The organism is Anatilimnocola aquadivae (assembly GCF_049819085.1).
Lineage (GTDB): Bacteria > Planctomycetota > Planctomycetia > Pirellulales > Pirellulaceae > Anatilimnocola.
This window is the reverse complement of the sequence record NZ_CP187419.1, coordinates 473,654-499,651: the sequence shown is the minus strand read 5'-3', so window position 1 is coordinate 499,651 and position 25,998 is coordinate 473,654. Positions and strand designations below refer to the sequence as shown.

Annotated in this window: 22 protein-coding genes; 12 read left to right on the top strand and 10 right to left on the bottom strand. The window is 58.7% G+C overall.

The window, feature by feature from the left end; genetic code table 11:
• Positions 1–99: 99 nt before the first annotated feature.
• From NA78x_RS02060 to NA78x_RS02045, 4 genes are all read left to right on the top strand, one after another.
• Complete coding sequence (locus tag NA78x_RS02060) at positions 100–348, top strand: hypothetical protein (protein WP_425616757.1); 249 nt, start codon at positions 100–102, stop codon at positions 346–348.
• Between the two features lie 312 nt (positions 349–660).
• Positions 661–1,068 carry a hypothetical protein gene (locus NA78x_RS02055; RefSeq protein ID WP_425616756.1) on the top strand — a complete coding sequence of 136 codons (408 nt, stop codon included), beginning with the start codon at positions 661–663 and terminating at the stop codon, positions 1,066–1,068.
• A gap of 35 nt (positions 1,069–1,103) precedes the next feature.
• The gene (locus NA78x_RS02050) at positions 1,104–1,742 is read left to right on the top strand and encodes a hypothetical protein (RefSeq protein ID WP_425616755.1); all 639 of its coding nucleotides are present in this window, start codon (positions 1,104–1,106) and stop codon (positions 1,740–1,742) included.
• A 119-nt stretch (positions 1,743–1,861) separates the two neighbouring features.
• On the top strand, positions 1,862–2,143 hold the full coding sequence (locus NA78x_RS02045) for a hypothetical protein (protein ID WP_425616754.1): 282 nt from the start codon (positions 1,862–1,864) through the stop codon (positions 2,141–2,143).
• A 23-nt stretch (positions 2,144–2,166) separates the two neighbouring features.
• On the opposite strand, the gene NA78x_RS02040 is transcribed toward NA78x_RS02045, so the two are convergent.
• Together NA78x_RS02040 and NA78x_RS02035 are read right to left on the bottom strand one after the other, a co-directional pair.
• The gene (locus tag NA78x_RS02040; RefSeq protein ID WP_425616753.1) at positions 2,167–3,153 is read right to left on the bottom strand and encodes an amidohydrolase family protein; all 987 of its coding nucleotides are present in this window, start codon (positions 3,151–3,153) and stop codon (positions 2,167–2,169) included.
• A gap of 86 nt (positions 3,154–3,239) precedes the next feature.
• Positions 3,240–3,584, bottom strand: a complete 345-nt coding sequence (locus NA78x_RS02035; RefSeq protein ID WP_425616752.1) for a hypothetical protein — start codon at positions 3,582–3,584, stop codon at positions 3,240–3,242.
• Positions 3,585–3,836: 252 nt separating this feature from the next.
• Here NA78x_RS02035 and NA78x_RS02030 point away from each other — a divergent pair, with 252 nt between their 5' ends.
• On the top strand, positions 3,837–4,658 hold the full coding sequence (locus NA78x_RS02030) for a hypothetical protein (RefSeq protein WP_425616751.1): 822 nt from the start codon (positions 3,837–3,839) through the stop codon (positions 4,656–4,658).
• Here NA78x_RS02030 and NA78x_RS02025 read toward each other — a convergent pair.
• The 3 genes from NA78x_RS02025 to NA78x_RS02015 form a co-directional block, all read right to left on the bottom strand.
• Positions 4,655–5,002: a P-II family nitrogen regulator gene (locus NA78x_RS02025; RefSeq protein WP_145087793.1), complete on the bottom strand. Its 348-nt coding sequence runs from the start codon at positions 5,000–5,002 to the stop codon at positions 4,655–4,657. The genes NA78x_RS02030 and NA78x_RS02025 overlap by 4 nt on opposite strands.
• A 367-nt stretch (positions 5,003–5,369) precedes the next feature.
• Positions 5,370–6,929: an ammonium transporter gene (locus tag NA78x_RS02020; RefSeq protein ID WP_425616750.1), complete on the bottom strand. Its 1,560-nt coding sequence runs from the start codon at positions 6,927–6,929 to the stop codon at positions 5,370–5,372.
• Positions 6,930–7,307: 378 nt separating this feature from the next.
• Complete coding sequence (locus tag NA78x_RS02015; protein WP_425616749.1) at positions 7,308–8,507, bottom strand: FIST signal transduction protein; 1,200 nt, start codon at positions 8,505–8,507, stop codon at positions 7,308–7,310.
• A 298-nt stretch (positions 8,508–8,805) separates the two neighbouring features.
• On the opposite strand from NA78x_RS02015, the gene NA78x_RS02010 reads away from it, so the two are divergent.
• Together NA78x_RS02010 and NA78x_RS02005 are read left to right on the top strand one after the other, a co-directional pair.
• Positions 8,806–9,660 carry an alpha/beta fold hydrolase gene (locus NA78x_RS02010; RefSeq protein WP_425616748.1) on the top strand — a complete coding sequence of 285 codons (855 nt, stop codon included), beginning with the start codon at positions 8,806–8,808 and terminating at the stop codon, positions 9,658–9,660.
• 406 nt (positions 9,661–10,066) lie between these two features.
• Positions 10,067–11,479, top strand: a complete 1,413-nt coding sequence (locus NA78x_RS02005) for a DUF1501 domain-containing protein (protein ID WP_425616747.1) — start codon at positions 10,067–10,069, stop codon at positions 11,477–11,479.
• Positions 11,480–11,700: 221 nt separating this feature from the next.
• On the opposite strand, the gene NA78x_RS02000 is transcribed toward NA78x_RS02005, so the two are convergent.
• Entirely contained in the window at positions 11,701–11,940 is a 240-nt protein-coding gene (locus tag NA78x_RS02000; RefSeq protein WP_425616746.1) for a hypothetical protein, read from the bottom strand.
• A gap of 627 nt (positions 11,941–12,567) precedes the next feature.
• On the opposite strand from NA78x_RS02000, the gene NA78x_RS01995 reads away from it, so the two are divergent.
• The 4 genes from NA78x_RS01995 to NA78x_RS01980 all read left to right on the top strand — a co-directional run bounded on the left by NA78x_RS01995 (position 12,568) and on the right by NA78x_RS01980 (position 18,032).
• Positions 12,568–14,028 carry a sigma-54-dependent transcriptional regulator gene (locus NA78x_RS01995; protein WP_425616745.1) on the top strand — a complete coding sequence of 487 codons (1,461 nt, stop codon included), beginning with the start codon at positions 12,568–12,570 and terminating at the stop codon, positions 14,026–14,028.
• An 85-nt stretch (positions 14,029–14,113) separates the two neighbouring features.
• Entirely contained in the window at positions 14,114–16,126 is a 2,013-nt protein-coding gene (mutL, locus tag NA78x_RS01990) for a DNA mismatch repair endonuclease MutL (RefSeq protein WP_425616744.1), read from the top strand.
• Positions 16,127–16,237: 111 nt separating this feature from the next.
• Positions 16,238–17,071 carry a 3-keto-disaccharide hydrolase gene (locus tag NA78x_RS01985; RefSeq protein ID WP_425616743.1) on the top strand — a complete coding sequence of 278 codons (834 nt, stop codon included), beginning with the start codon at positions 16,238–16,240 and terminating at the stop codon, positions 17,069–17,071.
• A 19-nt stretch (positions 17,072–17,090) separates the two neighbouring features.
• Positions 17,091–18,032 (top strand): amidohydrolase family protein, encoded by a 942-nt coding sequence (locus tag NA78x_RS01980; RefSeq protein ID WP_425616742.1) that lies wholly within the window; start codon positions 17,091–17,093, stop codon positions 18,030–18,032.
• A 37-nt stretch (positions 18,033–18,069) separates the two neighbouring features.
• On the opposite strand, the gene NA78x_RS01975 is transcribed toward NA78x_RS01980, so the two are convergent.
• A complete protein-coding gene (locus tag NA78x_RS01975) occupies positions 18,070–19,806 on the bottom strand; it encodes an NADPH-dependent assimilatory sulfite reductase hemoprotein subunit (RefSeq protein WP_425616741.1) in 1,737 nt (578 codons plus the stop codon).
• Between the two features lie 403 nt (positions 19,807–20,209).
• Between NA78x_RS01975 and NA78x_RS01970 the strand changes: the two genes are divergently transcribed.
• Positions 20,210–21,901, top strand: coding sequence for a hypothetical protein (locus tag NA78x_RS01970; protein WP_425616740.1), 1,692 nt, complete (start codon positions 20,210–20,212; stop codon positions 21,899–21,901).
• 514 nt (positions 21,902–22,415) lie between these two features.
• Here NA78x_RS01970 and NA78x_RS01965 read toward each other — a convergent pair.
• The 3 genes from NA78x_RS01965 to NA78x_RS01955 all read right to left on the bottom strand — a co-directional run bounded on the left by NA78x_RS01965 (position 22,416) and on the right by NA78x_RS01955 (position 25,899).
• Positions 22,416–23,372 (bottom strand): hydroxypyruvate isomerase family protein, encoded by a 957-nt coding sequence (locus NA78x_RS01965; protein ID WP_425616739.1) that lies wholly within the window; start codon positions 23,370–23,372, stop codon positions 22,416–22,418.
• 331 nt (positions 23,373–23,703) lie between these two features.
• A complete protein-coding gene (locus tag NA78x_RS01960; protein ID WP_425616738.1) occupies positions 23,704–24,309 on the bottom strand; it encodes a hypothetical protein in 606 nt (201 codons plus the stop codon).
• A gap of 18 nt (positions 24,310–24,327) precedes the next feature.
• The gene (locus NA78x_RS01955) at positions 24,328–25,899 is read right to left on the bottom strand and encodes an arylsulfatase (RefSeq protein WP_425616737.1); all 1,572 of its coding nucleotides are present in this window, start codon (positions 25,897–25,899) and stop codon (positions 24,328–24,330) included.
• Between the last annotated feature and the right edge of the window lie 99 nt (positions 25,900–25,998).

Genomic DNA, 25,998 nt, shown 5'->3' with positions numbered 1-25,998 from the left:
TGCGCTCGATACGTAGTTGCCAGCACGAGGTTGCTGGCAGCGAAATCGCTGGGGCCACCATCCCCCCGAACGGATTCACGACAAGGAAGGATTTTCTGCATGGCACGGAACCGCCTGCGCGTCTATTACGGACCGGAAGAAACCGAGTTGGCAATTGCCACCGAAACGCTTCCCGCTACCCGTCATTCGGTCTCGGTCCCGCTCGACGAAGTGCTGCCGCTCCTCGTTGATGCCGTGCGAAGCAATCGCACCTGGGTCAACGATTTCGGTGACGAAGAAATCACCATCTCGAGCGATCTGTACGAAGTACTGCTCGCCTACCAACACTTCCGCCGCCCTTCGGCCTAAGTGCTGGTCGAGCTCGAGAAGCTGCCAACCAACGAAAACTGCCCAAGCCCAGCTCAGCCGAGCTGGGCTTGTTTTTTGTACGCCGCACATCCATCGCCACCGCTCCTGCGGCGGTGGCTTATTGGCTTTGCCCGATTGCTCGCAAGCCAATTCCATTTAGCTGCGCAACGATTGCTGATTTGCTCATCCGTTGACACGCGCCGCGCAAGCTATTTAACTGACGCTAGATCGATCCATTCTTTCCCTTGCTTGCTGCACACGTTTACGTGACCGCTGCGCAAGAGAATAAGTAGTTAGCCCTTTCGGTTTTCTATGTTTACCGCTGAAGACACCTTTCGCATGATCGTTGGTCTCGCCGACGTCAGAGATGGCGACCTTTTCGATGTAGTCGCCAACCAAGATTCCACCAACATACCTCCGCGCCATTTAGCCGCTTTCCGTGGCCTTGGCCAAGAACTCCAACGGCTTATAGACGACTATCGCTTCGTCGAAAGTCCGTTATTTCTAGATTCAATCCAATCGAAAAGCGCGCCGGTTGCCGAGATGCTGCGTAAGACTGCCGATGCCCCCGTCCGTCGAAAGGAACATCGGCAACGCTTTGTCGAAGCACTAAGCGCGCTTCCAGAAAACCGCACTGCGTTCGCGTTGATTGCCGAGCGGCATCATGACATATTGGTAAGGGCGCTAGCGGCTCTGGAGGTTGCACGGAACAATGCGTAGGGTGAACTCAAATCCATTAGGCGGCGGAGGCGCGGGTGGCCGAGAGTCACTTCTTCATGGGACGGGACGACAGTGCGGACTTTGTCTCGTTTCTCATCGAACGATTCTCTGCCGAGTTCGTACCCGAGCGTTCCCCGGACCCTCCGCCCTTTCCGCGATATAGGGCGCTCGCCGAGGTGCAGGGGCGGATTGACGAGGACGTTCGCCGCTCACGTTCCTCACGGTTTGCCGTGCTTTCCCCGAAGTGGGAAAGGCTCCCGCTAGTTTTCAATGAGGTGCATGCCAACGACGGCCAGCACTTCTTCTCGCTGTCTCAGCGGTACGGCGGGCCGGCCTTCGACTTCATCCTGTCGCGGTCGTGGGCGGACGCGGATCGGCGGTGGATAGTGGCGGGCTCTTTCGGCGACTACCCGTACTACATCGAGGACCAGGAGTTCCTCACCGACCACTCGCTATACCGCACGTTTCAGCGACCGGACACGATGGCGGAGGCTCACAAGGAGGTCCGCACGTACCTGCGCCGGAACGGGTGCCGCTCAGTCTGTCGGGAGGACGGCCACTCCGGCCCGTGGATCATGCGAGCGGCGCTGCGCGACTACGAGGCAGGCATGTGGCTACGGGGCGGCGACTGGCATTTCGATCCCAAGGGTGGAGGTCTCAGCCGCCAACTATAACCGCACGCTGCAATCGACCAGCCGGAACGGTCCTCGATAGAATGAGAGCATCGCCGGCGCCGGTCCGGCCAGTGAATGTCGGTCCGTTGGCCAGCAAAGCCCCAGCCTTAGGTGCAACAATGCCGACACCGCGCGCAACCAAGGATGAGGCACATGCCCCCTACCTCAAGGTCGTTCGCAAGATGAACACGTTCGTGTGCGAGGGCTGCTATGGCGAAGAGTTGTGCGAGCATCCGAAGCTTGGTCAGGAATGGACACCTGAATGGTATTTGGCGATGGCGAAGCTAGCGAAGGAGCAGGGCTGGGAAATCGTATCGCCCCCGGCTGAGAGGACGACCTGGTTCTTCAAGGAGTTCCAGCTGCTCGGACCAAAGTGCGCGGCGAAACGCCATGCTGCATAACCTGTTGCCGACCTACATTAGACCTACGACAGCCGGTAGTACTTCGTTGCGTTCTCGCTGAAGAGTTTCTTCTGGTCGGCTGCGGGGCGCGAGGCGACGATTTGGCGCAGGGCGTCGGTCCAGTCTTTCAGAGGTGCGCCGAGCAGGCAGACGGGCCAATCGCTGCCGAAGATGACGCGGTCCGGACCAAAGCTGTCGAGGCAATGATTGACGATCGGGGCCAGGTCGTGAGCGGACCATTCTTTCGTCACGCGGGCGATGATGCCGCTGATCTTGCAGAGCGTGTTCTTGCGCTTCGCGAGCTCGGCGATCTCTTTCTTCCAAGGCTCGACGGCATGATCGGGCTTGGCATCGCCGCGGCGAGCAGCGCTCAGCCAGGCCTTGGGGTCGGCATTGCCGCAGTGATCGAGAATCAGACGCGTGTCTGGGCACTTGTCGGCCAGTTGCGAAGCATCGGCCAAATCGCCGGGGCGCAGGCACAAATCAAAGCTCATGCCCATCTCGCCCAGCAGCTGCACGCTCTTCACATACGCGGGCGAAAGGCAGTAGCCAGCGGGGGTCGTATCGCCGTGCAGCACTTGCCGCACGCCTTTGATCTGCGGCGCATCCTTGAACTGCGCGATGTACTTTTTGAACGCCGCTTCGTCCCCCGGCCGGCCCGAGATCACCGCGCCAACGGTCGGCGCCGTGCCTGACTTGCAAATGGCAATCAGGTGTTCAGCTTCGGCCGTTTGTTGTTCGGGGGCGACGTCGACTTCCATGTAAACCGACTTCTCGATGCCGGTGCCAACGATCGCCTGGCGATAGTCGTCCAGCACATAGCTGCGGGCCAGCACACCGCTCGCGGGGAGCCAGGACAACTTGAACTTGGTGACATCCCACAGGTGTTGATGGCAGTCGATGAGCGGGAGCATGGGTTTTTCCTTGCGAGCCGCAGCCATTCCCAAGTGGGACGCTAACAGACCCGTGGCGGCCGAACCGATGATCAGATCGCGTCTTGAGAGAGGCATGCGTGAGGCTCGTGTGCAGAGAGTTGATTGACTCGCTGCGATTGTAATCACTGTCGCGCGGGGAGAATATCACGGGCCGGATGGCTTCAAAGTTTCAAGTCGCTGCAGGCTCCGGGCTTGGCAAACAGCAGGTCATAGTCGCAGGCTTCGCGCGAAGTCGGTTCAAATCGATAGCCGCCTTCGTCATCGGTTTGAAAGCACCAGTGCAGCGAGCGCTCAAGGACAATCACGATTGCGTGATCTTCGCGATTCGTCAGCTTGATCATCGAGAGATGCCCCGGCAGGGCGCCGAAGCACTCTTGCTCATTGAGCTTGCCCGTCAGCTCAATCGCGAGTTCCATCGGCACTCCCTCGGTACGGAGCGTATGCCGCCGTTGCCTCACGCCGGGCGCAACTTCTTCCCAGGGAGTCGTTTCGTGAGTTTGCAGCATGGGTTGCCTTGCCTTTATGTGGATCGCTGAGAAGAATGCCCTCGCTTATCCGCAACGATTCTAGCGATACGTGTCGCATCAATCGAACTTATCTCGTGAGCCACGCTGCCAATGCACGCGAAACCGTGGAGCAATCACGCGATTTGGCTAGCGCTCTTCCTTCTGTTTCAGGCAATGACGGGCTTCGTGTTTGTCGCCAATCCTTGGGACTCTCGCCGAACCGGACCGTGGATTGGTGTCGGAGATTGCCAATTGGCGCTCGCTGCATTCTTAATGGTCTGGCCTCCGCTGCGCATTGGACAGCGCATCCCGATCGTCTTGTTGCTAGTCTTTGCGGGCCTGGCGCTACACTACATCGCGATCGTTCCGATTGCCTATCCATTTATCTTTGCCGAAGAATACTTCGTGCCTCTGGGCACGGTCCTGGTCATTGGCTCAGCGTTCTATGTCTTGCAGCGGTTCTGGCAGGTGAAATTGATTTGCCAAGATAAGCCCACAGCCGGATTGGCAATTCCTCCACAGCGCTATGCCTGGACGATCACCGATCTACTGCTCTGGACGTTTGTCAGCGGCTTGATGCTGGTAATTGCCAGACGTTCGATGATACTGACCGATGTCAGTGGAATGTCTGACCCCTGGGATTCCATTGAGTTCGCGATCACAGCTGACACGGAGTTCCTGCTCCCGCGTGTACCAGTCTTGCTGCTCGCTTGGATATGGTACGGCTTGATGTGGACGACGCTTACCTACAGCCTGCTGGTCAATCGACCGTGGACTAGCTGGTTGTCAATGAAAGTATGTTTGCTGTTTGTTGCCCTCTCGATTGGCGAGCTTGCCATCAGCAGTTTGATGACACTGTTCGACATGCCGTGGCCCTTCCTTCCTCTGGGAATGTACCCCTGCGTGATGTTCGCAAAGGATCTACAGATTTCCTATGAGCGTAACGATCCGCACTTTCCCACTTATCGAGAAGTAGGCGACATCTGCGCGATATTGCTTGTCCGCGCGAGTATCTGGACCCTGTCGCTGGTCATGCTGCGGAACGCTGGCTATCGGCTAGTGAAGAGAAGCTAGATCGCTTCTTTGCCGCGTTCACCCGTGCGAATGCGCACACAGTCATCCATGGGCAGGACGAAGATCTTGCCATCGCCGATTTGGCCTTTGTCGCCCGAGCGGCCGCCGCGAATGATGGCGTTGATGGTAGGCTCGACAAAGTCGTCGTTGACGGCGATTTGCAGCTGAACCTTGCGCAGCAAGTTCACTTTGTATTCGTGACCGCGATAGAGTTCGGTCTGACCTTTTTGCCGGCCAAAGCCTTGGCAATCGAGCACCGTCAGGCGAAAGACTTCGACCTCGGTGAGCGCTGCCTTCACTTCTTCGAGCTTGCTGGGCTGAATGATGGCAATGATGAGCTTCATGGCGAGATGCGATCGACAGCGGCGAAGAGTGAACTGGGATTGAATCTAGTTCGCGTGCAGGGGCATCGCAAGGGGAACGCTGGGCAGAAGATCGGATGCCAAGAGATGCGCCGTGGTGACAGATTCGCGGGGAGTTTTCACTAGCCCATTAAAGTGGGCCAGAAAAAATACCCCGGCCCGGGTGAACGAGGCGGACGTTCACCACGGGCCTTGTGGGGTATCCTTCTGGCCCAGGCAAGAGCCGAAGTGCTTCCAACGTGTTCGAGAAGGATATCGAGTTGTTATTCAGAACCCTCCGACCCGCTGCCCGAGGAACTACTTGCGCGGAGACGAGTAGCCCTCGGGCAACTAGGGTAGGGTACTGGGGTTACTCCGTTACTGGCTTGGTAGCCATCGAGGTGCTGTGCTTGATCTGAGCCGAACCAAAGCTGCTGTTGACCGAGTCGAGAGCAACTACGTTCTGCGGATAGGCGTACATACCGTGTTCGCAGATATCGAGACCAGCGAGTTCTTCCTCGGCATCGACGCGGAGCAATCCAACGGCCTTCAGACCGAAGAACAAGACCAGCGATGTTGACAAAGCCCAGGCGGGAATGACCAGAGAACCGATGATCTGAGTTGTCAGATCAGCGCCGGTGCCGAACAAGCCCGTGGCGATACCGGCCCAAATGCCGCAGCAACCGTGCACAGGGAAGGCACCGACCGGATCATCGATCTGCAGTTTGTCGAGCATTAGAATGCCGGCGATCACTATAGCGCCACCCACGGCACCGATTGCCAGCGATTGCCAGTGATTGACGATGTGGCAGTTAGCCGTGATCGACACGAGGCCAGCCAAGCCACCGTTCAAAGCGAACGTGAGGTCAGCCTTGCCAAACATGGGCCACGACACGCACATGGCGGCGAGAGCACCAGCACAACCGGCAAGGGTCGTATTGACGGCGATCAACAACACAACTTGAGTGTTGGCGTTGCCAGTGAAGGCCAATTGGCTGCCGGGGTTAAAGCCGTACCAACCAATCATCAGAATGAACACACCCAGAGCAACGTAGGGGATGTTGTGGCCAGGCATCGCTTGCGGCTTGCCATTGATGTAGCGGCCCAAACGTGGTCCCAGAGCGATGGCACCCGCCAGACCGGCGAAGCCACCGACCGAGTGCACAACTAGCGAACCAGCGAAGTCAATAAAGCCCATTTGATTCAGCCAACCACCACCCCACTTCCACATACCGCTGACTGGGTAGATGAAGGCGGTGATGACAGCCGTGTAGATCAGGTACGCAGGGAACTTGATGCGGCCGGCGACCGAACCGGACACGATCGTCGCTGCCGTAGCAGCAAACGCGACTTGGAACAAAAAGTCGGCATTCGAATCCAGCGGGTGAGCTGCTTCGGGCGTAGGCGACTGTTTGATGTCTTGGGCGGCGACGCCGAATTGAGCGAAGCCGAACCAGTCCGGAATGATGTCGTTCGAGCCGTCGAGGCCCGGATACATGATGCCGTAGCCGACAACGAAGAACAGCAAGGCTCCGACAACGAAGTCCATGTAGTTCTTAAACATGATGTTCACGGCGTTCTTGCTGCTGTTGAGGCCTGTCTCAACCAGAGCAAAACCGGCCTGCATGAAGATCACGAGCACGGCACAGATGAACAACAGCATGTTGTCGATGGTGTAGGACAACTCAGCTGCCGTGGGCAATGGCGGAGGTGGAGCGGCTTCTTCTTTTTTCTCTTCAGCAGGGGCCTCAGCAGCCGTTGCTTCGGTTTTGGTTTCTTCCGCTTTTGTTTCTTCAATCTTGGCAGCTGGGGTTTCCGTCTTGGCCTCGGGCGCTGCTTCCTGCGCGCTCACAAAGGTCGTACAGAGCAGTGCTCCGCAGAGTGCGAGGGCTGGCAAGAGGCCAGCCCAAGGGGTACGCGTTAATGTCATCTTTCGTGTTCTCGCCTGGTAGAAATGGTGGGACAATTGGAACGAGCGTTTTGGATAGAAACGTCGTCCCCCGACAAAACAAAGTTGCTCAGGGCAGAGAGTGACGCCGGGGATCCCAGATCGGCGCTTGCCCGCCTTCAAGCCGGGCTCGTCCAAAGCAAGGGATGTGCCAGCACCTTTGAGCGATTTTTGAGCAGCCCCCGAACGGGGCCGTTAAGCTATTACGAGCAAGGCAGTTAGCGACTCGCGAGATTCTTGAGAAGAATCGCCCTGAAATGCTGATTCACCAGCTGCTGCTTAAAGCCTAAGCATGGCCGGCGCGAGGGTTGGGCACGTTCGCCCAAATCGTGGACTACACTGCCGCCACGCCAAGAGCCCCTACGACCGGGGCTCAAACAGGGCGATGCTGGCTGTGTGCCCGTGCAGAAAGTTCTGGTTGCCGACCGGGCCCAGCTCGCCGGCGGCAAACAGGCCCGCCAGCGGAATATCGCCCAGCAACTTGGCAATCAGGCCGGCGTCGTGATCGGACTGGCTGAACATCCGTGAGCCCCGCCCGTTGCAGGCAAACAGCAGGCCCGCCAAAGGCTGCGGCCCGCCCGACTTCTTCACCGCGTTGAGCATCTGCTTCAACTCGGCATCGGCTGCCTCTTGATCGCGCACGTGAAACTGCACGGTCTGACCGGTGCGAATGTAGTCGCCCAGCGCGATGGCTCCGTCGTTGGGATCGATCCCCATCACGTTGCGAACCAGAAAGTCCCCCTGCCCAAACGTCTCGCGATATTCACTCACCACGCGGCCCACATGCAGGTTGCGTTGCACTAAAACTTGCTCGCGCGTCGGCAGCGTATCGAACAGTTCCTTCAGTTGCAGCAACGCGGGCTTGCCGCCCAGCTCGTGAATGACGTTCCGTTCGCTCTTGGTGATGACCATCGGTTTGCCGATCGGACGGCAACCTTGCGAGACCACACTCCGCAGTTTGATGTCGCCGTGAATGAACACGCCGACCGCACCTTCGACAAGTGCTTCGCGGCCGCAGAAGAGCCTGTTCTCGCCCGGGTTGTAACCTCCGCTGGCCATGCCACCGTGAATGGGCACTCCGGGGCGATCTTCGTTCAGGCGATCGAGCAGCAGGTCAGCGTGAAAGGTCATTGGCTCGGCCAGCAGCAGCAGGAAGGCATCGGCGGGCCAGTCGCCTTCAAGCTCCTTCGGCCAGCCTTGAATGGCACCACCATCGCGGGTCCGTTCGTAGTTCAATCGCAGTTGCGTCGTGAAGACACCGGGCCACGAAGCCACCCACAACGAGACCGCCGGCTCGAACTCCACTTCGCGACCAACGCCGATGATCCCCTCAGCGGTGCAGCCAATCACGTTCTCGGTGCCGAGGGCATCGCAGACGATGGTTGCAATGGCATCGGCCTGGGAGGCATGCTTGGCCGAGACGAATAGCACTGCCAGGTCGGGAGTGGCGCGCAGTTGCTCCTTTGCCAGGCGGCAAACTTGCAACGCTGCTGCCAGCGGATCCGGTTCTGTGGAGAGTGCGGAGGCGAATCGATGCGGAGAGGTTGCAGGACGAGACATACGCAGACAATTCAGCAAGAAAAGCGACCATTCGTGGCAGGGACGAGTAACTCGCATCATAGCGAATTTTGCCCCCCGGCGATAGAAAGTAAAACGTCACGACCGAGCGTGAGGAGTGCCGCGGAGAGCGTCTGACGGATACCGCAAACGGGCTGCGGAATCTATCATCGCAGGTAGTGTTGCCGCTTTGTCATTCACCGCTCTGTCTGGCCTGCCCGAATCGCGAGTCCTGATGTCTGCTGATTGGCGTCCGCTTTATCCTTTCGCGTCCCACCACCTGCCCATCGGCGGGTCGCGAATGCATTACCTGGACGAAGCAACCGCCGGCAGCAATCGGGACGAACCGCTGCTGATGGTGCATGGCAACCCGACCTGGTCCTTCTATTGGCGGAACCTGGTTCTCGGCCTGCGAGGCAAAAATCGCTGCATCGTCCCCGATCACATAGGCTGCGGCCTCAGCGACAAACCGCAGCAGTACAACTACTACACGTTCGCCCAGCACATCAACAATCTGGTCGAGTTCATCGAAAAGCTCGGCCTGCGCAACATCACCCTGCTGGCTCACGATTGGGGCGGAGCCATCGGCCTCGGCGCAGCCCTGCAAAAGCCCGAGCTGTTCGCGCGGATCGTCCTCTTCAACACGGGTGCCTTTCCGCCCATGTATGTGCCGTGGCGAATTGCCGCCTGTCGCTTGCCGGTCTTCGGCAAGGTCGGCATTCAAGGCTTCAACCTGTTCGCCCGCGCGGCGATCCACATGGCAACCGAGAAGCCCGAGCGCATGACCCCCGAGGTGCAAGCCGGTCTGCTCGCCCCCTACGACAATTGGGCCAATCGCATCGCCACCTACCGCTTTGTGAAGAACATCCCCTTCACGCGCCGGCACCCTTCGGGCAAGAAGCTGGCCGAGATCGAATCGGGGCTCTGGACCCTCCGCGATCGACCGATTTCCCTGATCTGGGGCATGCGCGACTGGTGTTTTGATCCCCGCTGCCTCGCCCGCTTTCGCCAGCACTGGCCCAAGGCCGAAGTTCACGAACTGGCCGACTGCGGGCACTACGTGGTCGAGGACGCTCACGAGCGGATCGTCCCCATCGTGCAGCAGTTCCTTGCTGCCCACCCGCTGGCCCCTCCGACGGGATCTCCTGCGACGTAACTTGCTCCCTCACAGCTTGGCCGGGAAAACTTCTTTTACAAACCGGCACAATTGTTATAATGACATTCGCGTGAAATGCGAGCAATATCGCAATCCTACCATTTAACTCAGGGTGGTTTGTGAACACCCCCCCCCCGAAAGGGGCGATGCTGACTTGCGGCACAAAAAGACCCCGGCAAGGCAGTTTGCCGGGGCTGGGATTCTCCAGACGGGGCAGAGTCCAGAATCACCCACCAAAAGTATATGTCACGAGTGGCAGTTTGCCGCGATTCTGCCCGTTTCCTTTGGCTGCGGGCGTAACAAACGGTTAGACTGGGACATAGATCAATAGCCGTTGATTTCGGCTGATTGACCTGCCTGCCCGAATGACCCCGCCCTCGACTCTCCCTTTCCCGAGGACCCGCCCATGCTCACCCTTGCCGATCCGCGGCCCAGCAGAAATTGCCAGGGCTTGGCTCGTCGTGAGTTCCTCAAAATTGGAGCCCTCAGCTCGCTTGGTTTCGGCGGCCTGCTCACCCTGCCCCAATTACTGGCGGCCAAGGCCAGCGGCTCGCCGCTCGTGCGCGATAAGTCGGTCGTTCTCTTGTTCCTCTCGGGCGGTCCGTCGCATATCGAGTTCTTCGATCCCAAAATGTCGGCCCCCGCTGAGTTCCGCAGCGTGACCGGCGAGGTGCAGACCAAGCACCCAGGCATCACCTTCGGCGGCACCTTTCCCCAACTGGCCGAACGGGCCGATCGCTTTACCGTCGTTCGCTCGTATGGCTCAGGCAACTCCGGTCATACCTACGAGTCAGTGACGACGGGCGGCAACAGTCTGAAGTCGGCCCTCGGAGCCATCTACGCGCGCGTCGCCGGCGTGAACCATCCGCAGACCGGCATTCCCAACAACATTCTGCTGTTGCCCGAAGCCGTCAAAGAAGGACTCAAGCTGGGGAGCAATTTCGAAACAGGAGCCTTGCCCACGCTCACGCAGCCTGGCGATCTGGGGCCGTCGTTCAATGCGTTCAATCCGGCCGGCGGCGGTCAGCTGAAGGATAATCTCGAACTGAAGATCCCCGCCGAGCGACTGCTCGATCGGCGTAACCTGCTCGCGGGTCTCGACCGCTTGAAGCGAACCGCTGAGAGCGAAGCGATGGTCAAAGGGGCCCACGAGTTCCAGCAGCAGGCCCTCGATGTCATCACGCGCGGCGTCGCGCAAGCTTTCGATCTCAAACAGGAAAGCCCCGCGACGCTCGAACGCTACGACACTTCGAAAATCTTCCGCAACGAAGACGTACAGCGCTGGAGCGACATGAAGCGCAGCACCAACTTGCTCGGCAAACAGATGCTGCTGGCTCGCCGCTTGTGCGAGGCGGGCTGCGGCTTTGTCACCGTCAGCGATTGTGGCTGGGACATGCACAGCAACGGCAACAGCCCGAAGTTTCTCGGCGGCATGCAGCCGCTGGGTCATCAGGTCGATCACGCCGTCAGTGCCTTCATCGACGACGTGCGCGAGCGCGGGCTGGAAGACAAAATCCTGCTCGTCGTTACCGGCGAAATGGGCCGCACGCCACGAATCAACAACAACGGCGGTCGCGATCACTACGGCGATCTCACTCCGCTGTTACTCTTCGGCGGCGGCCTGAAGATGGGCCAAGTCATTGGCCAGTCCGATGCTCAAGCGGCCCGCGCCGCGAGCAAACCCTATCGCCCCGACAATCTCCTCATCACGCTGATGAACGTCCTGTTCGACATGGGGCTCCTCCGCCTGCAAACCAACATCCCCCGCGACGTCGCCCGCCTCGGCGAAACCGCCACCCCCATCGACGGCCTGCTGTAGTGTCAGAAGTCGGGGTTCAGAGGTCGGAGGTCGGGAGTCGGAGGTCGGGAGTCGGAGGTCGGGAGTCGCGCGACATTCAAACCATCGCCCCCGCCCCTGAGGCGGGGGTTCACAGGCTTTTGCACTAGCCGGTCTTGAGTACCAAGACTCCATTGGCGGGTGGCTGATTGTTCCTCCCGCTCGCAAACTGGGTTAGGTCAGGAGTCAGGAATCAGACACACTCACTCAAACAGCGCGATGTAGCCCTGAATCAAGGGCTGCAGGGACGGGAAGGCGTCGTGGGCCTTGATGATGGGCCAGTAGAAAGCGCGGGCCGTTTCGAGGTCGATGTAACCATGATTCGCCAGGCAGCCGACGGGGCCTATCGACAGCACATAGAGCAGCGGCACCAGCAGAATCAGCCCGATCAGGATGGCAGCAACCACCGCCGGCCGCGAATTGGATTCCTGTGGTTTGCTCATGGGGAGATTTTACCCGCGCCGCGCGGCGATTGGCAAATGGTTTGGGAGCGGGAGTCGGGGATCAGAAGTCAGAGGTCGGGGATCGGAGGTTTGGGTAGCGTCACGAGTTCGACGGAGCGGCGGCGGTTTCCGGTGGCAGGCCCCAGCGAACTAGCTAGCGCAAAAGCCAGTGAACCCCCGCCGCAGGGGCGGGGGCGATGGTTTGAGTTTCGCCCGACTCCCAGCTCCCAGCCAGGGCTGGCCATCCCATGAAACTGCTTGACGAACGATCAGTACCTATGGATAATTTTCAAAGCAAATGCTCATGAAATATATAGACATTGGTTTTTAGGTTATTGACACTCCACCTAATCGGGCGGCTGTTCAACGCGAAAATTTGGTTATCAAACGGTTATCGCGCGAACCGCTGATAACGGGCCGGTTGTCGCGGTAACTGCAGACGGCAGAAACGATTAAAGAGGCAGGAGACCACGAAATTTTTCGCGCAAAAAGTTATCAAACGGCGGGTTCGAGGGAGTCACGAAAGAGCATGGCTTGCACGGGTGAGTTTGCCCGTGACGGAGTCCCTGCGCCACTCGCGAGGGAGGTCGGTTTTCGGTATCATCGAAGCTTCACCCGAGGCTGAGCATGAAGGACGAACGAACAAGCGAAAAGTCGGCGGAAGCCGCTGAGCAGGCTGGGCCCCCGCTGCGCATTCTGGTCGTCGACAACGATCAGGCCCTGGCTTATGCCATGGAAGAGAGTCTGGCCAAGATCGGGCACCCGGTCACGGTCGCCACCAGCGGCGGCGAAGGGGCGCGAAAGATCGAAACCGATCACTTCGACATCATCATTACCGACCTGGTGATGAACGACGTCGACGGGATGGAGATTCTCAACCGCGCCAAACAACTGCTGCCCGACAGCCAGGTGATTATGGTCACCGGGCATGCCACGATCAGCAAAGCGGTCGAGGCGATGCAGCTGGGAGCATTCAATTTTCTCGAAAAGCCGATCACGCCGAACCGTCTGCGGGCGACGGTCGAGAAGGCCGTCGAGAATGTCCGGCTCAAGCAGCAGAATCAAGAGTTGCAGGGGCGGCTCGATGAAAAGTTCGGCTTCGAGGGGATCATCTACGCCAGCGACAAGATGAAGCAGGTCATCGACCGGCTGAAGCGGATCGCCCCGACCGACGCCAGCGTACTGATCACCGGCGAAAGTGGCACCGGCAAGGAAGTGATCGCCCAGGCGATTCACCAGAACAGCCCGCGGAAGGCTAAGCGGATCGTCGCCCTCAACTGTGCGGCCGTAGCCGAGAACCTCGTCGAGAGCGAACTGTTCGGTCACGTGAAAGGTGCTTATACCGACGCGGTGGCCGACCGAATGGGCGCGTTCGAGTACGCTAACGGCGGCACGCTGTTTCTGGACGAAATCGGCGACATGCCGCTGCCGACGCAAATCAAACTGCTGCGGGTGCTGGAAGACAGCCAGATTACGCGCGTGGGCGATAACAAGACGACGCGGGTCAACGTGAGAATGGTTTCGGCCACGCACAAAAACCTGGACGAAGCGATCAAAACCGGCGCGTTCCGCAGCGACCTGTATTTCCGCCTAAAGGTCGTCACCATTCATTTGCCGCCGCTCCGCGATCGTCGCGAAGACATTGTGCCACTGACCGATCACTTCCGCCGCACGCTGGCCCGCCGACATCACAAGGCGGTGAAGGGCGTTTCGCCTGCCGTCGCCAAGAAGCTGTATATGTACGACTGGCCCGGCAATGTGCGCCAGTTGCGCAATGCGATTGATGCGATGGTGGTGCTCGATAACGACGGCCTGCTCGACCTGGATGACTTGCCGCCCGAGCTGATGGACGCCGACGACGCGCCGAGCAGTTCCGGCGCGCTCTCGGGACCGATGGATCTGATTGGTAAGACCATGGACGACATCGAACGCTGGGCCATCGAACAGACCCTGCAAGTGACCGGCGGCAATCGCGAAGAGGCCGCCCGCGTCCTCGGCATCGGTGCCCGCACGCTCTATCGCAAGCTGGAAAAGTATCAGTCAGGCAACGATGAGGATGGCAAGGTGGAGTTGGCGTCGGAGGAGTGAGGAGTAGGGAAAGAGGCGAGAGGCGAGAGGTGGGGGACGAGAGACGAGAGTAGATTCAGGAGTTGGAAAGCCAGGAAGCATGAACATGTCAGCGCACGATGCCCGAACCTCGAACCTCGAACCTGAAAACTGGAGCGGTCCACAGTCCCTCGCCTCGCGCCTCTCGCCCCCCACCCCTGCCACGATTCGTCAACTGCCACAAAGCGTGGTGAACAAGATTGCCGCGGGCGAGGTGATCGAGCGCCCGGCGAGTGTCGTCAAGGAACTGCTGGAGAACGCGATTGATGCCGGAAGCACGCGGATTGATGTCTCGCTGGGGCAAGGTGGCCTCGACCTGATTCGCGTCACGGACAATGGCTGCGGTCTGTCGCCCGAGCAAATGCCGCTGGCGCTGGCCAGCCATGCGACGAGCAAGATTCACGATGCCGATGACCTGTTTCATGTGGCCACGTTTGGCTTTCGCGGCGAAGCACTCGCCTCCATTGCCGAAGTCAGTCACCTGCGCCTACGCAGCCGGCCTCACGACAGCGAGCAAGCGGCCGAGATCGAAGTGATCGGCGGCAAGAGTAGCCCGCTGACTCCCTGCGGCGCTGCACCGGGGACGATGCTGGAAATTCGGAACCTGTTTTTCAACACGCCGGTCCGCCGCAAGTTCATGCGAGCTTCGCAGACCGAAATCGGCCATTGCAGCGAAGCGTTCACGCGGATCGCGCTCACGCACGAGCGAGTGCACTTCACGTTGCGGCACAACGATCGGACGATCTTCGACTTGCCGCCGGTGGCCGACTGGCGCGATCGCATCGCGGCACTTTGCGGCCGCGATCTCGAACGCTCGCTCATTCCGATCACCAGCGGCGATGGGGACGTGCAGCTGCAGGGCTATGTGTGCGATCCGCAGCAGAGCCGCGCGAACAACCGGATGCAGTACATCTTTCTGAACGGCCGGCACATCCGCGATCGTTCGCTGCAGCACGCGCTGGGCGAGGCCTATCGGGGGCTGCTGTTGCACGGGCGGTTCCCGATCGGCTTCTTGCGGTTGAACATGCCCGCCGATTATGTCGACGTGAACGTACACCCGACGAAACTCGAAGTGCGGTTTCAAGACAGCGGGCGAATCTATTCGTTGGTCCTGGGCACCATTCGCAAGAAGTTCCTGGCGACCGATCTGACCGCGAAAGTGCGAATCAATCCGGGCGACAACGATGCCGAGACCGCGGCCCTCGATCCCGCAGCACTCGAACAGCATCGTCGCGACCTGGTCGATTGGGCCAAGGGAGCCCTCGAAGCCAGTTCGGCCGGTCTCGATGCGCAGGGCGTTCCTCTCGTGGCTGCCGCAGGCACTGCGGTGCTGGACGAAGATTCACAGGGCGTGCTCGATCTGCAATTCGAACGAGCCGGCGGTACAGCGTTGCAATTGAACACGCTCGATCGCAGCTGGCCCGCAGCGGGTCGCACACCTTCGCCGCTGATGGCGCAAGCCGGCGCGCTCGCGCATGCTCGCCCCGCGCCGGTTACAGCGCCGTCGATTTCGCATCTGGGCTTCCAGATTCACAACCGCTACCTCGTCACGCAGACCGAAGAGGGGATGTGTGTCATCGATCAGCATGCCTTGCACGAGCGCATCTTGTACGAACAGGTGCGCGACAAGGTCATGAGCGGCAAGATGGAAACGCAACGCCTGCTCGTCCCCGAGCCGGTGACGTTGCCGCCCAATGAAGTGGCCGCCGCCCTCGAAAACAAAGCCCTGCTGGCACAGCTAGGCATGGAAGTCGAACCCTTTGGCGGCGACACGGTGCTGCTCAGCAGCTATCCCGCGATGCTGGCGAATCTGGGGCCCGCCGAGATGCTGCGGCAAGTCGTCGACCAGATTGTCGCCGGCGGCAAGAGCCCCGACCGCAAGGACCTGCTCAACGATCTGCTCAACATGATCGCTTGCAAGGCAGCCATCAAAGCGGGCGATCGCCTGGCGCCGGAAGAGATTACGGCCCTCCTCGAACAACGCGAACACTATCAAGATACGCATCACTGTCCGCACGGTCGCCCGACGGCGCTCGTCTTCACGCGCGAAGAACTCGACCGGCGATTCAAGCGGACCTAGCTGGTTTTCGCATCGCTGGGTTTCGCTGGTAGACGCCGCTTGTGCGGGCAAGTTAATCTGGTTGGTTCGCAGTCGTCCTCTCCACGCATTCGTTTTGTCAGAAGGTGAATCATGTTGCTCCGGCGTACCTTGCTCCTGTCGATCGCTACCCTGCTGTGCGCTGTCAACTTTTCGGCCTGGGCCCAGGAAGCGAAAAAAGAAGAAGCCAAGCCCGAAGTGAAGAAGGACGACTCGGGCGAATGGATTCAGCTTTTCAATGGCAAGAACCTCGAAGGCTGGACGCCGAAGATTCGCTATCACGAAGTGGGCGAAAACTGGAACGATACGTTCCGCGTCGAAGATGGCCTGCTGAAGGTCAGCTATGACAAGTACGACAAGTTCAACGAGACCTTCGGTCACCTTTACTACAAGCAGCCTTTTTCGAACTATGTGCTGCGGATGGAATATCGCTTCGTCGGGCAGCAATGCCCGGGCGGTCCAGGCTGGGCCATTCGTAATAGCGGCGCGATGATTCACGGCGAAATGCCCGAGACCGTTGGCAAGGATCAGGACTTCCCCGCTTCGATCGAAGTGCAACTGCTGGGCGGCAACGGCAAGGACCCACGCACCACCGCGAACCTGTGCACCCCCGGTACGAACGTCGTGATGAAGGGTGAGTTGGTCACTCGTCACTGCACGAACTCAACGTCGGAAACCTATCCCGGCGAACAATGGGTGACGGTCGAGATTCACGTGCTCGGCAACAAGGCCATCCATCACAAGATCAATGGCAAGTCGGTCCTCAGTTACAGCGAGCCTCAACTCGACGAGCGCGATGCGCACGCCAAGATGCTCGCCGAAAAGGCCGGCACCAAGATGCTGAGCGGCGGCAGCATTTCGCTGCAATCGGAAAGTCATCCCGTGGAGTTCCGCAAGGTGGAACTCAAGGTTTTGAAAACAGAGTAGCCCTTTCAACGGATTCACTATGCTCGCTGCTGCTTCCTTGTCGCGTCGTGACGTTCTGGCTTTGGCCGGTGGTGCCGCAATGCTTGGTTCGTTGCCAGCGCTCGGAAGCGGAGCAGCGCCTGACCCCGAGCATCCGCTCATTGATGCTCACTCGCATGTCTGGTCCCCCGATACGACCAAGTGGCCACTCGCGGGGGGCAAGACGAAGGCCGATCTTGATCCGCCCAGTTTCACCCCCGAAGAGTTGCTGAAACTGGCTCACCCCGAGCGTGTGGGCCGCGTGGTGCTCATTCAGCATCACTTGTATCACAGCTGGGACAACTCGTACCTGATTGACTGTGCGGCTCGCTTTCCCGGTGTGTTTGCCGTGACGGGCATGCTCGACGACGCGCAGCCAAACCCCGAAAAGCAGATGCCTTCGCTACTCGAGAAGAAGGTGCGCGGCTTTCGCATCACATCGTGGATTCGCAAAGACAAGTGGCTCAGCGGTGATGGGATGGCCGCGATGTGGAAAACCGGTGCCACGACCGGCCAAGCCATGTGCTGCCTGATCAATCCCGAGGATCTGCCCGGCGTGAGTGCGATGTGTGCGAAGCATCCCGAGACGACCGTCGTCATCGATCACTTCGCCCGCATTGGCGTCGATGGGCAAATTCGCGAGAGCGACGTCAAGAAGCTGCTCGCCCTCGCCAAGCATAAGAAGGTGAACGTCAAACTCTCGGCCTACTACGCGCTGGGCAAGAAACAGGAGCCCTACGAAGACCTGCTGCCGATGATTCGCCAAGTGCTCACCGCGTTTGGTCCCGAGCGCTGCATGTGGGCCAGCGATGCACCCTATCAAACCGTGCAGGGGCACACTTACGCGGCCTCGATCGCGCTGCTGCGTGATCGCGCGGGACTCTCGGCTGGCGACAAAGAACACGTCTTTCGCAAGACAGCCGAGCGGATTTACTTCGCCTAGCGCGATGCCCGGGCAGAGTTACTTTGCAACCGCAAAGCTACTTGGCGACGGCAAAGTTCTCGGCCCATTGAGCCAAGTCGGCTGTTCCCTTGCGATTGCAAAAGTCGCCGAAGGTTTCGCTAGGCTGGCGGTCGGTCTTGAAGTAGACGAACAGCGGGGTGAGTGTGCTCACGACTTCTTCGGACGGCACGTAGTCCTTGTACATCGTATTCAAGCGATCGCCCAGCAAGCGGCCGCCGACGAACACGGTGTATTGACCGCGGGCACGACCGACGAGACCGACGTCGCAGTTGTAAGGCCGAGCGCAGCCGTTGGGGCAGCCCGTCATGCGGACCGTGAACTTCTCGCTGGAAAGTCCCAGGCGAGCCAGTTCGACTTCGAGTTGATCGATCATGCCGGGCAGGGCCCGTTCGCTTTCGGTGATGCTCAGGCCGCAAGTGGGCCAGGCCACGCAGGCCATGCTGTAACGGCGAACTTCGCTGATCTCTTCGCTGAGCTTGACGCCGTATTTGCGCAGGATGGCTTCGAGTTGAGCCTTGTCTTTCTCTTCGATATCGGTGAAGAGCATGCTCTGGTGCGCGGTCAGGCGAACACCCGGCTTGAGCACAGTGCAGATTTCGCGGATGGCGGTCTTCAGCTGCATTTCGGCCGTGTCTTTGATGCGGCCGTTCTCGATATTCAAACCGTAGAACCACTTGCCGTCACCCTGCTCGTCCCAACCCATGTGATCGTTGAAGCCGTGGACATCGGTCGGATGTGGCTCTGGCAGCGGACCGCCGTAGTACTCTTCGACCTTGGCCTTGAACTTCTCGATGCCCCAATTCGCCACGACGTACTTCAGGCGGGCCAGCTTGCGATCTTCGCGATTGCCAAAGTCGCGTTGGACTTTGAAGACCGCTTCGACAACCTTGATCACATTGTGCGGGCCGGCAAAGCAAAGTCGCTTGGCAACCGCCGGGAAGGTCTTCTTGGCGGAAGGAGTGACGCCCATGCCACCGCCGACAATCACGTTGTAGCCAACGATTTTGTCGCCGTCGGTGACCGCCATCAGCCCCAGGTCGTTGGCGTAGAGATCGACGCAGTTGTCGAAGTCGAAGCCGATCGCCATTTTGAACTTGCGCGGCATGTAGTGCTTGCCGTAGATCGGCTCGACATCAAAGCCGTCGCCACTCGACTCGGTATCGCCGCCGACGAGTTGCTTGTCGCCGGTCGCGGTGTCGGTCAGCCAAACTTCGTGATACGCCTTGGTGCGTGGCGCGAAGTGCATGGCGATTTCATGAGCCAGCGCCTGGGTCTCGCGGTAGATGTTCTTCTTGTACGGCGCGGGGCAGCACATGACGTTGCGGTTCACGTCGCCGCAGGCGGCGAGCGTCGAGAGTTGGCACTCGTTGATGCGCTGAATGGTCCGCTTCAGGTTTTCTTTCAGCACGCCGTGCAACTGAAACGCCTGGCGGGAAGTGATGCGCAGGGTTGTGTTGCCCAGTTCATCGCACAGGTTGAGTTCTTCCAGCACTTGCTCGCTGGTGAGAATGCCGCCGGGAATGCGCGTGCGGACCATGAAGCTGTACGACTTGGTCTTTTTGCCGTCTTCGTTCACTTGGCCGCGCGAGTCGCGGTCATCTTGCTGGTAGGTGCCGTGAAACTTCAGCAGCACTTCGCTGTCGTGACCAAAGTTCGGGTTGCCATCGAACATTTCCGTGGCCAAGGGTCCAGCGAGAAAGTTGCTGGCGTCTTTGATTCCCTCGACTTTGCTGAGCTTCGCTTGATCGGTCATGATTTTCGTCCGCAGACGTCGTAAGAAGGCAAAAGCTGACTATTTCACTACTTAGAGCCAGCCTGGGAGTGCTCACCGAGCAGAAACATCACCATGTTGACTACCATTGTAATGTTTCGGTCCTGCCGGTCAAGCAAGTATAACGGCTCTCTGAATCTCCACCTATGCCAGTTGGGTGGTCTGAGGGAGGTGGGCAATTCAGGTGTCTAGTTGAAACGCTGGCTGTAACTACGAGACAGTGACGGGAGTATTCTCTTTGTCACTTGCTTTCATTTCGTGCTAGAGATTTGCGGGCCAGCAGCCCTATAATCAACAGGCACGACCGAATTACACGCGAGCGTCGTCTTATCTGCGGGCAAGCACGCGCGCACAAAAGTCTTTTTGTTCACCGAGGGTTTTGGCCATGGAAGAGATCAAACGTCAAGTTGGTCGGGCTCAGCGGCGGCTCATCGGCCAGCAGTTTTTGACGATCGCCGTCTGGTCTCTGTTTGCGACCCTGCTCATCGGCGCGATCGGCCTGGCCATTCCCAAAATCTGGGCCTTGCCCATCAAGCACGACATTTGGAATTACAGCTGGATCGGCGGCAGCCTGGCTGTCGGTTTGATCATTGCCAGCGTGTGGACCTATGTCGTGCGTCGCTCGGCCATTGATGCTGCGATTGAACTCGACCGCCGCTATGGTTTGAAAGAACGCGTCTCGAGCACCTTCGCCCTCAACAGCGAAGAACTCTCCAGTGAAGTGGGCCGCGCGCTGGTGGCTGATGCCATTCGCAAAGTCGAACGAATTGATGTCCGTGAGCAGTTCCGCGTGCAGCCCACCTGGCGCATCGCGTTGCCGCTTGTTCCGGCACTCGTGATCGCTGGTCTCTTCCTGTTACCGAATGCCGGGCTCGAAAACAAGGCAACCGCTGCGGGCACCCAAACAACCGAGATGAAGCAGCAGATCAAAAAGGCTGCCGAGATTCTGAAGAAGAAGATCGACGACAAGCAGAAGAAAAAAGACGAAACCGACGTCAATCTGAAAGACGCCGAACTGCTGAAGGAAATTTCGAAGAAGGTCGAGAACATCGCCACCAAGGAAGGGATGGATAAGAAGGAAGCCACGATCAAGATCAACGATCTGGCCAAGGAAGTCGAACAGCGGAAGCGTGAACTCGGCGGTGCCAAGGAAATGCAGAAGCAACTCGATAAGCTCGGCAAGATCGAAAAAGGTCCAGCCGACAAGCTCGCCGATGCCATGAAAGATGGTGACTTCAAGGAAGCTCAAAAGCAGCTCGAACAGCTGAAGGACAACCTGAAAGCCGGCAAGCTCGATGAAAAAGACAAAGAGCAACTCGCCAAGCAGATGGAGCAGCTGCGAGACAAGATCAAGGAGATGGCCCAGAACCAAAAGGATAACCGCGAGCAGTTGCAACGTGAGATTCAAAAGAAGCTGGAACAGGGTGACCAGGAAGGGGCCGCCAAGCTGCAAGAGAAGCTCGACAAGGCTGAAAAAGAAGGCAAGCAGATGGAGCAGATGCTCGACAAGATGGCCAACAAACTGGGCCAGTGTGCCGAGTGCATGAAGAAGGACGGCAATGGTGACCCGAAAGAAGCCGGCCAGAAGCTCGACGATCTTGCCAAAGCCATGAAGGAAGCCCAGGAGCAACTCGACCAGATGGAAAACCTGGACGAAGTGCTCGATGAACTGGCCGATGCCAAGAATGCCATGAACGGTAAAGAAGCCGGGGGCAAGGAAGGCAAAGATCTTGGAGACATGGACGGCAACAAGATGGGCCAAGGCAACAAGGGAAACAAGAAGGGCAAAGGCCAAGGCTTGGGAAAAGGCCAAGGGAGCGGCGATCGCCCCGAAGAAGAAGTCGATACCAAGTCCTACGACTCGCGCGTCGCTGGCAAAGCACGTCCGGGCGAATCGGTTCGCACCGGTGATGCCGACGGCAAGAACATTGCTGGCAAGTCGCTGCAAGATGTGAAAGCAGAACTGCAATCGGCGGCGGCTCGCGACCCCGATGCGCTCAACGAGCAAAACCTGCCCCGCGAACAACGGGACCATGCGAAGCAGTACTTCGAGAAGTTCCGCAAGGGCGAGAAGTAATCAGCACAGTTCTCACACTAAAAACGACTCGTGCCTCAGCTCATTCTGGGGCACACTTCATTTCTGGCAGCGAACACTCTGTGCAAAAAAGCTCGGAATTCTCGCCGTCGCCGGACCAGACTAGTCACAGGCGTGGCATCCAATCAGAGAGGTGCACCTGCGCGCAGTTGCAACTTGATCTTTTAAATCCTGGTTGAACTACACCGCCACAGCGCTCGCTAGAATTGGCTGAATCGACGTAAGTCGATACGTGCGGGAATGGTGGGTATTCACAAACCCTGGGGGTTTGTGAACACTCAGGCGCGCCAAACCCGAGAGATACTGCAGGTCGCGTTCACAAACCGGCCCGGTTTGTGAACATAGTTTTCCCCGGCGAAGTTGCCGGCGGAGCGAGCAAGCCGGCCGCTGCTAGTGCAAAAGCCAATGAACCACCGCCGCAGGGGCGGTGGCGGTAGGAGCAAGGCAAGGCAAGGCGTTAGGAGCAAAGCGGTGGGAGCAAGGCAAGGTAGGCGGATCATACGTCGCACAAGGTGACGGCCTGCTTCAGTCCTGCGAGTGGGTCGCGCGTCGGAATGAATTCCTGGCCGACGTAGCCTTGATAACCCACTTCGATCAGTTTGCGCATGATCGGCGGATAGTTGATCTCTTGGTTGTCATCGAGTTCGCCGCGGCCGGGATTGCCCGCGGTGTGGACGTGGCCGATCACATCTTTCAATTGCTCGATCCGCCGCATCACGTCGCCGTTCATGATCTGCACGTGATAGATATCGAAGAGCAGTTTCATCCGCTCGGAGCCGACGGCGCGAATGATCTTGGCACAATAATCGACATCGTCGCCTTGATAGCCGGGATGCCCCTTCATCGGATGCGAACCGTCCCGGCTGTTCAGGTGCTCGAGACAGATGGTGACCTTTTTCTTCTCCGCATGGCCGATAATTTTCTTCAGCCCTTTCACACAGTTCTCTGCACCTTCCTCGGCGCTGATCTCGCCGCTGTTAGGATCCTCGGCGGTACGGAATTTGAAGCCGGTAAAGGCAATCACCGAGGGGTAACCAAACTCGGCGCACTTATCGATGACCTCAGTCGTGCGGGCAATGACCTCGTCGTGGTACTTCGGATTGTTGAAGCCCTTCATGAACGGCGCACCCGGCATGCCGTTCGGCGCGATGGCACAGATGAGTCCATTCTTCTTCAAGGTCGGCCACAGTTCGGGCTCGCACAGCTCCACGCTCTTGCAGCCCAGTGCCTTAGCATGTTTGGCTGTGGTCTCGATGTCCCACTTATCGCCCGCGACATTGAAGCACCAATAGACAACCGACTGCTTGACGTTCCCCTTGGTTGAGCCCTTGCTCTCCTTGGCTTCCTCGGCCGCGATCGCATTTCCGGCCGCGGCTGAAATTGCTGCGCCGGCCAGCGCTGCCGAACCGAGCCATTGCCGGCGGGAGAGTTGTGTCTGTGGTTGCTTGGTCATGTTCCTGCTCCGCGAGAAAAAGATGGAGATCGCTTGGCATCAGCCTAAGTCAGCATCTGAGCGAAACAAGTGGGGCTCAACCAGGGTCGGGAGGTTTTTCGGGATCGTTCGATTGTTTTGGCAACTTGAAGTCCTCCCGAAAATCCTCCTGACCCTACTCGCGTTGCGTTATCCGCTGGCTTTGTGACCCAAACCAAAACAGAAGTTGAGAGCAAAGCTTTGCTTAGGCAGCAGGCCGACCAGAATGGGGTCAGGACAATGTTTCGGGGTAGCGGTTTGCGGCTGAAGCAAGTGTCGGCGAGCCCGAAAATTGCCCCGACCCCTGGTTTCGCTACGACTGCAAAATCGTCTTCGTTTCCTTACTCTCTGGATCGTAGAAGACATAGGCGGCAGCCTTGTCTTTAAAATAGCCTTCGATTTTTACCTGCCCGAGGAAGACAAGCGGGCCGTGGGGGCCGAGGGGCCAATTGGGATTCCGCAGCCACTTGGGTGGCTTGCTGGCAAACTGAAATCGCTCGTGCAGTTGTTCCTTCAGCCAATTCAGGAGTGCTTTGCCCGTACGTCCTTCCGCCTGCGGCATGATGTTCTGGCTGATCCAGTACGAATCGACGAGTAGCCATTTGGGCTGGGCGTCGAGCAAAACATCGTGCAGGTCTTCATAGACGCTGGTCCGCTCGAACTCGATTTTGTTCCGCTTCAGGTAATCGCAGAGCGCGTTCTGTGCATTGACGATGCCGGCCGCATCGTCGTAGCTCTGCGAGATCACAAAGTGATAGGCACTGCCAGCCAGCAACACATAGTTGGGCCGCTTGAGATTTGGGTCGTTCGTCAGCAGTTCTTCGAAGCCGTCGTGGTTGTACAGCAGGTCGCGGAACTCGGGTGGCGAGATCTTACCAGCGACAAACTGCTGGATCACTTCGAGAGGCGTCAAATCCATGGAGATTGTCGTCCGTGACTACTGCTTTTTGGCGTTCTTTTTCGCGGGAGTTGCTGGTACCGGATCGCCCAGGCCTTTGATCGGAAAGTCGGCCGAGACGACGTGCTCTTTCTTCATGATGGCCTCAAGCTTGGCGACGATGTCGGGGTTGAGTGCCGCTACATCGCTCGTCTCTCCTTCATCGAGGCGAATATTATAGAGCTCGATCGGGGCCGGCCCTTGAGCCAACTTTTGGCGGATGGCTTTCCACTCGCCGACGCGTACCGATTGCTGGCCGCCGTAACCAGGAAATTCGCGATAGAGAAATGGTCTCACCGGCTGAACTTTCCCATCGAGCGCCGGCTTAAAGCTGATGCCGTCGATGTCCTTGGGGATCTCTTTCTCCAGGCCAGCCAGATCGAGTAAGGTCGGCAGCCAATCTTCAAAGCCTGTCACGCGATAGCTCGTCGTTCCTGGCTCGATCTTCCCCTTCCAGCGCACGAACGTCGGCATCCGTACGCCCCCTTCGTAGAGCGAACCCTTAAAGCCGCGCAAGTTGCGTTTCGAGTTGAAGAAGTCGGTGTCGGTGCCGCCGAAGCGATTGTCGAGCGGGCCATTGTCGGACGAGAAGACGAAGATCGTGTCTTCGTCGAGCTTTAGTTCGCTGATGAGGTCGATAATGCGACCGGCGTGGCTATCGAGCCGACTCACCATGGCGGCATACGCGGCTCGCGGAGTGCGATGCGGCAGGTAAGACTTGCTGCCGTCGTACGGCGGATCGTCGGTGAAGGTCTTCGTGTATTGCTCCAGGCCATCTTCAGGCACTTGCAAGGCGAGGTGCGGAATCGTGGTGGGAAAGAAGAGGAAGAACGGTTCGTCCTTGTGCTCGCGGACAAACTTCAGCGCTTCCTCAGCGATCAAATCGGGTGCGAAATGTTTGCCGCTGAACTGTTCATAGGTCTTCGGGTCGTTGAGGTCGGTTCCTGGTGGCAGCTTGAAGCGGGCGGCAAACTCAGGATTGTCGAGCGGCACGCGCTGGTCGTTGCTCCAGAGAAAGGTCGGATAGTAGTTGTGGGCAACACCTTGGCAGTAGTAGCCATAGAAGCGATCGATGTGCTGCTTCATCGGTTCACCGGTGGTGTCATCGCCGCCGAGGCCCCATTTGCCGAAGGCTCCGGTTGCATAGCCCGCCTGCTTCAGCAACTTGGGCAAGGTGACCGTATCGGTGGGGAGCGGAAACTGACTCTGCGGCTTGATCTGTTTGTTGTCGCGGACGATCGCATGCCCCGGATGCATGCCCGTCATTAGTACGCAGCGAGATGGAGCACACACGGCATTGCCCGAGTAATGATGCATCAGCCGCATGCCATCGCGAGCCAGCGCGTCGAGTCGCGGCGTCTTGATCTTCTCCTGGCCAAAAGCGCCGAGATCTCCATAGCCCAGATCGTCAGCCAGCAGAAAGACGATGTTGGGCCGCCGCTTGGGGGCTTCCTTCTCGGCCTCTTTCGTCTTGGTCTGTTCTTGGCCGCTGAGATTTGGCAGCAACGCACTGCACAGAATGACCAGTGAGAGAACGGCCAAACAGCGAGGAGCGAGTGTGGAGCGGAACATGGCGACTCCGGACGGCGAGCAGGGAAAGGCGGATGGGCGCAGGCCAGTATCAACAGGCCGAGATCGTTGGTCAACCTCGCCAACCGTGACCTAAACTTG

Bases quoted from the DNA above. Each gene is read 5' to 3' on its own strand.
- NA78x_RS01985 (WP_425616743.1), top strand. From the start codon at position 16,238: ATGTTGCTCCGGCGTACCTTGCTCCTGTCGATCGCTACCCTGCTGTGC.
- NA78x_RS02045 (WP_425616754.1), top strand. From the start codon at position 1,862: ATGCCGACACCGCGCGCAACCAAGGATGAGGCACATGCCCCCTACCTC.
- mutL (WP_425616744.1), top strand. From the start codon at position 14,114: ATGTCAGCGCACGATGCCCGAACCTCGAACCTCGAACCTGAAAACTGG.
- NA78x_RS02055 (WP_425616756.1), top strand. From the start codon at position 661: ATGTTTACCGCTGAAGACACCTTTCGCATGATCGTTGGTCTCGCCGAC.
- NA78x_RS01995 (WP_425616745.1), top strand. From the start codon at position 12,568: ATGAAGGACGAACGAACAAGCGAAAAGTCGGCGGAAGCCGCTGAGCAG.
- NA78x_RS02035 (WP_425616752.1), bottom strand. From the start codon at position 3,584: ATGCTGCAAACTCACGAAACGACTCCCTGGGAAGAAGTTGCGCCCGGC.
- NA78x_RS02025 (WP_145087793.1), bottom strand. From the start codon at position 5,002: ATGAAGCTCATCATTGCCATCATTCAGCCCAGCAAGCTCGAAGAAGTG.
- NA78x_RS02015 (WP_425616749.1), bottom strand. From the start codon at position 8,507: ATGTCTCGTCCTGCAACCTCTCCGCATCGATTCGCCTCCGCACTCTCC.
- NA78x_RS01965 (WP_425616739.1), bottom strand. From the start codon at position 23,372: ATGACCAAGCAACCACAGACACAACTCTCCCGCCGGCAATGGCTCGGT.
- NA78x_RS02005 (WP_425616747.1), top strand. From the start codon at position 10,067: ATGCTCACCCTTGCCGATCCGCGGCCCAGCAGAAATTGCCAGGGCTTG.
- NA78x_RS02020 (WP_425616750.1), bottom strand. From the start codon at position 6,929: ATGACATTAACGCGTACCCCTTGGGCTGGCCTCTTGCCAGCCCTCGCA.
- NA78x_RS02040 (WP_425616753.1), bottom strand. From the start codon at position 3,153: ATGCCTCTCTCAAGACGCGATCTGATCATCGGTTCGGCCGCCACGGGT.
- NA78x_RS01955 (WP_425616737.1), bottom strand. From the start codon at position 25,899: ATGTTCCGCTCCACACTCGCTCCTCGCTGTTTGGCCGTTCTCTCACTG.
- NA78x_RS02060 (WP_425616757.1), top strand. From the start codon at position 100: ATGGCACGGAACCGCCTGCGCGTCTATTACGGACCGGAAGAAACCGAG.
- NA78x_RS02010 (WP_425616748.1), top strand. From the start codon at position 8,806: ATGCATTACCTGGACGAAGCAACCGCCGGCAGCAATCGGGACGAACCG.
- NA78x_RS02000 (WP_425616746.1), bottom strand. From the start codon at position 11,940: ATGAGCAAACCACAGGAATCCAATTCGCGGCCGGCGGTGGTTGCTGCC.
- NA78x_RS01975 (WP_425616741.1), bottom strand. From the start codon at position 19,806: ATGACCGATCAAGCGAAGCTCAGCAAAGTCGAGGGAATCAAAGACGCC.
- NA78x_RS01980 (WP_425616742.1), top strand. From the start codon at position 17,091: ATGCTCGCTGCTGCTTCCTTGTCGCGTCGTGACGTTCTGGCTTTGGCC.
- NA78x_RS01960 (WP_425616738.1), bottom strand. From the start codon at position 24,309: ATGGATTTGACGCCTCTCGAAGTGATCCAGCAGTTTGTCGCTGGTAAG.
- NA78x_RS01970 (WP_425616740.1), top strand. From the start codon at position 20,210: ATGGAAGAGATCAAACGTCAAGTTGGTCGGGCTCAGCGGCGGCTCATC.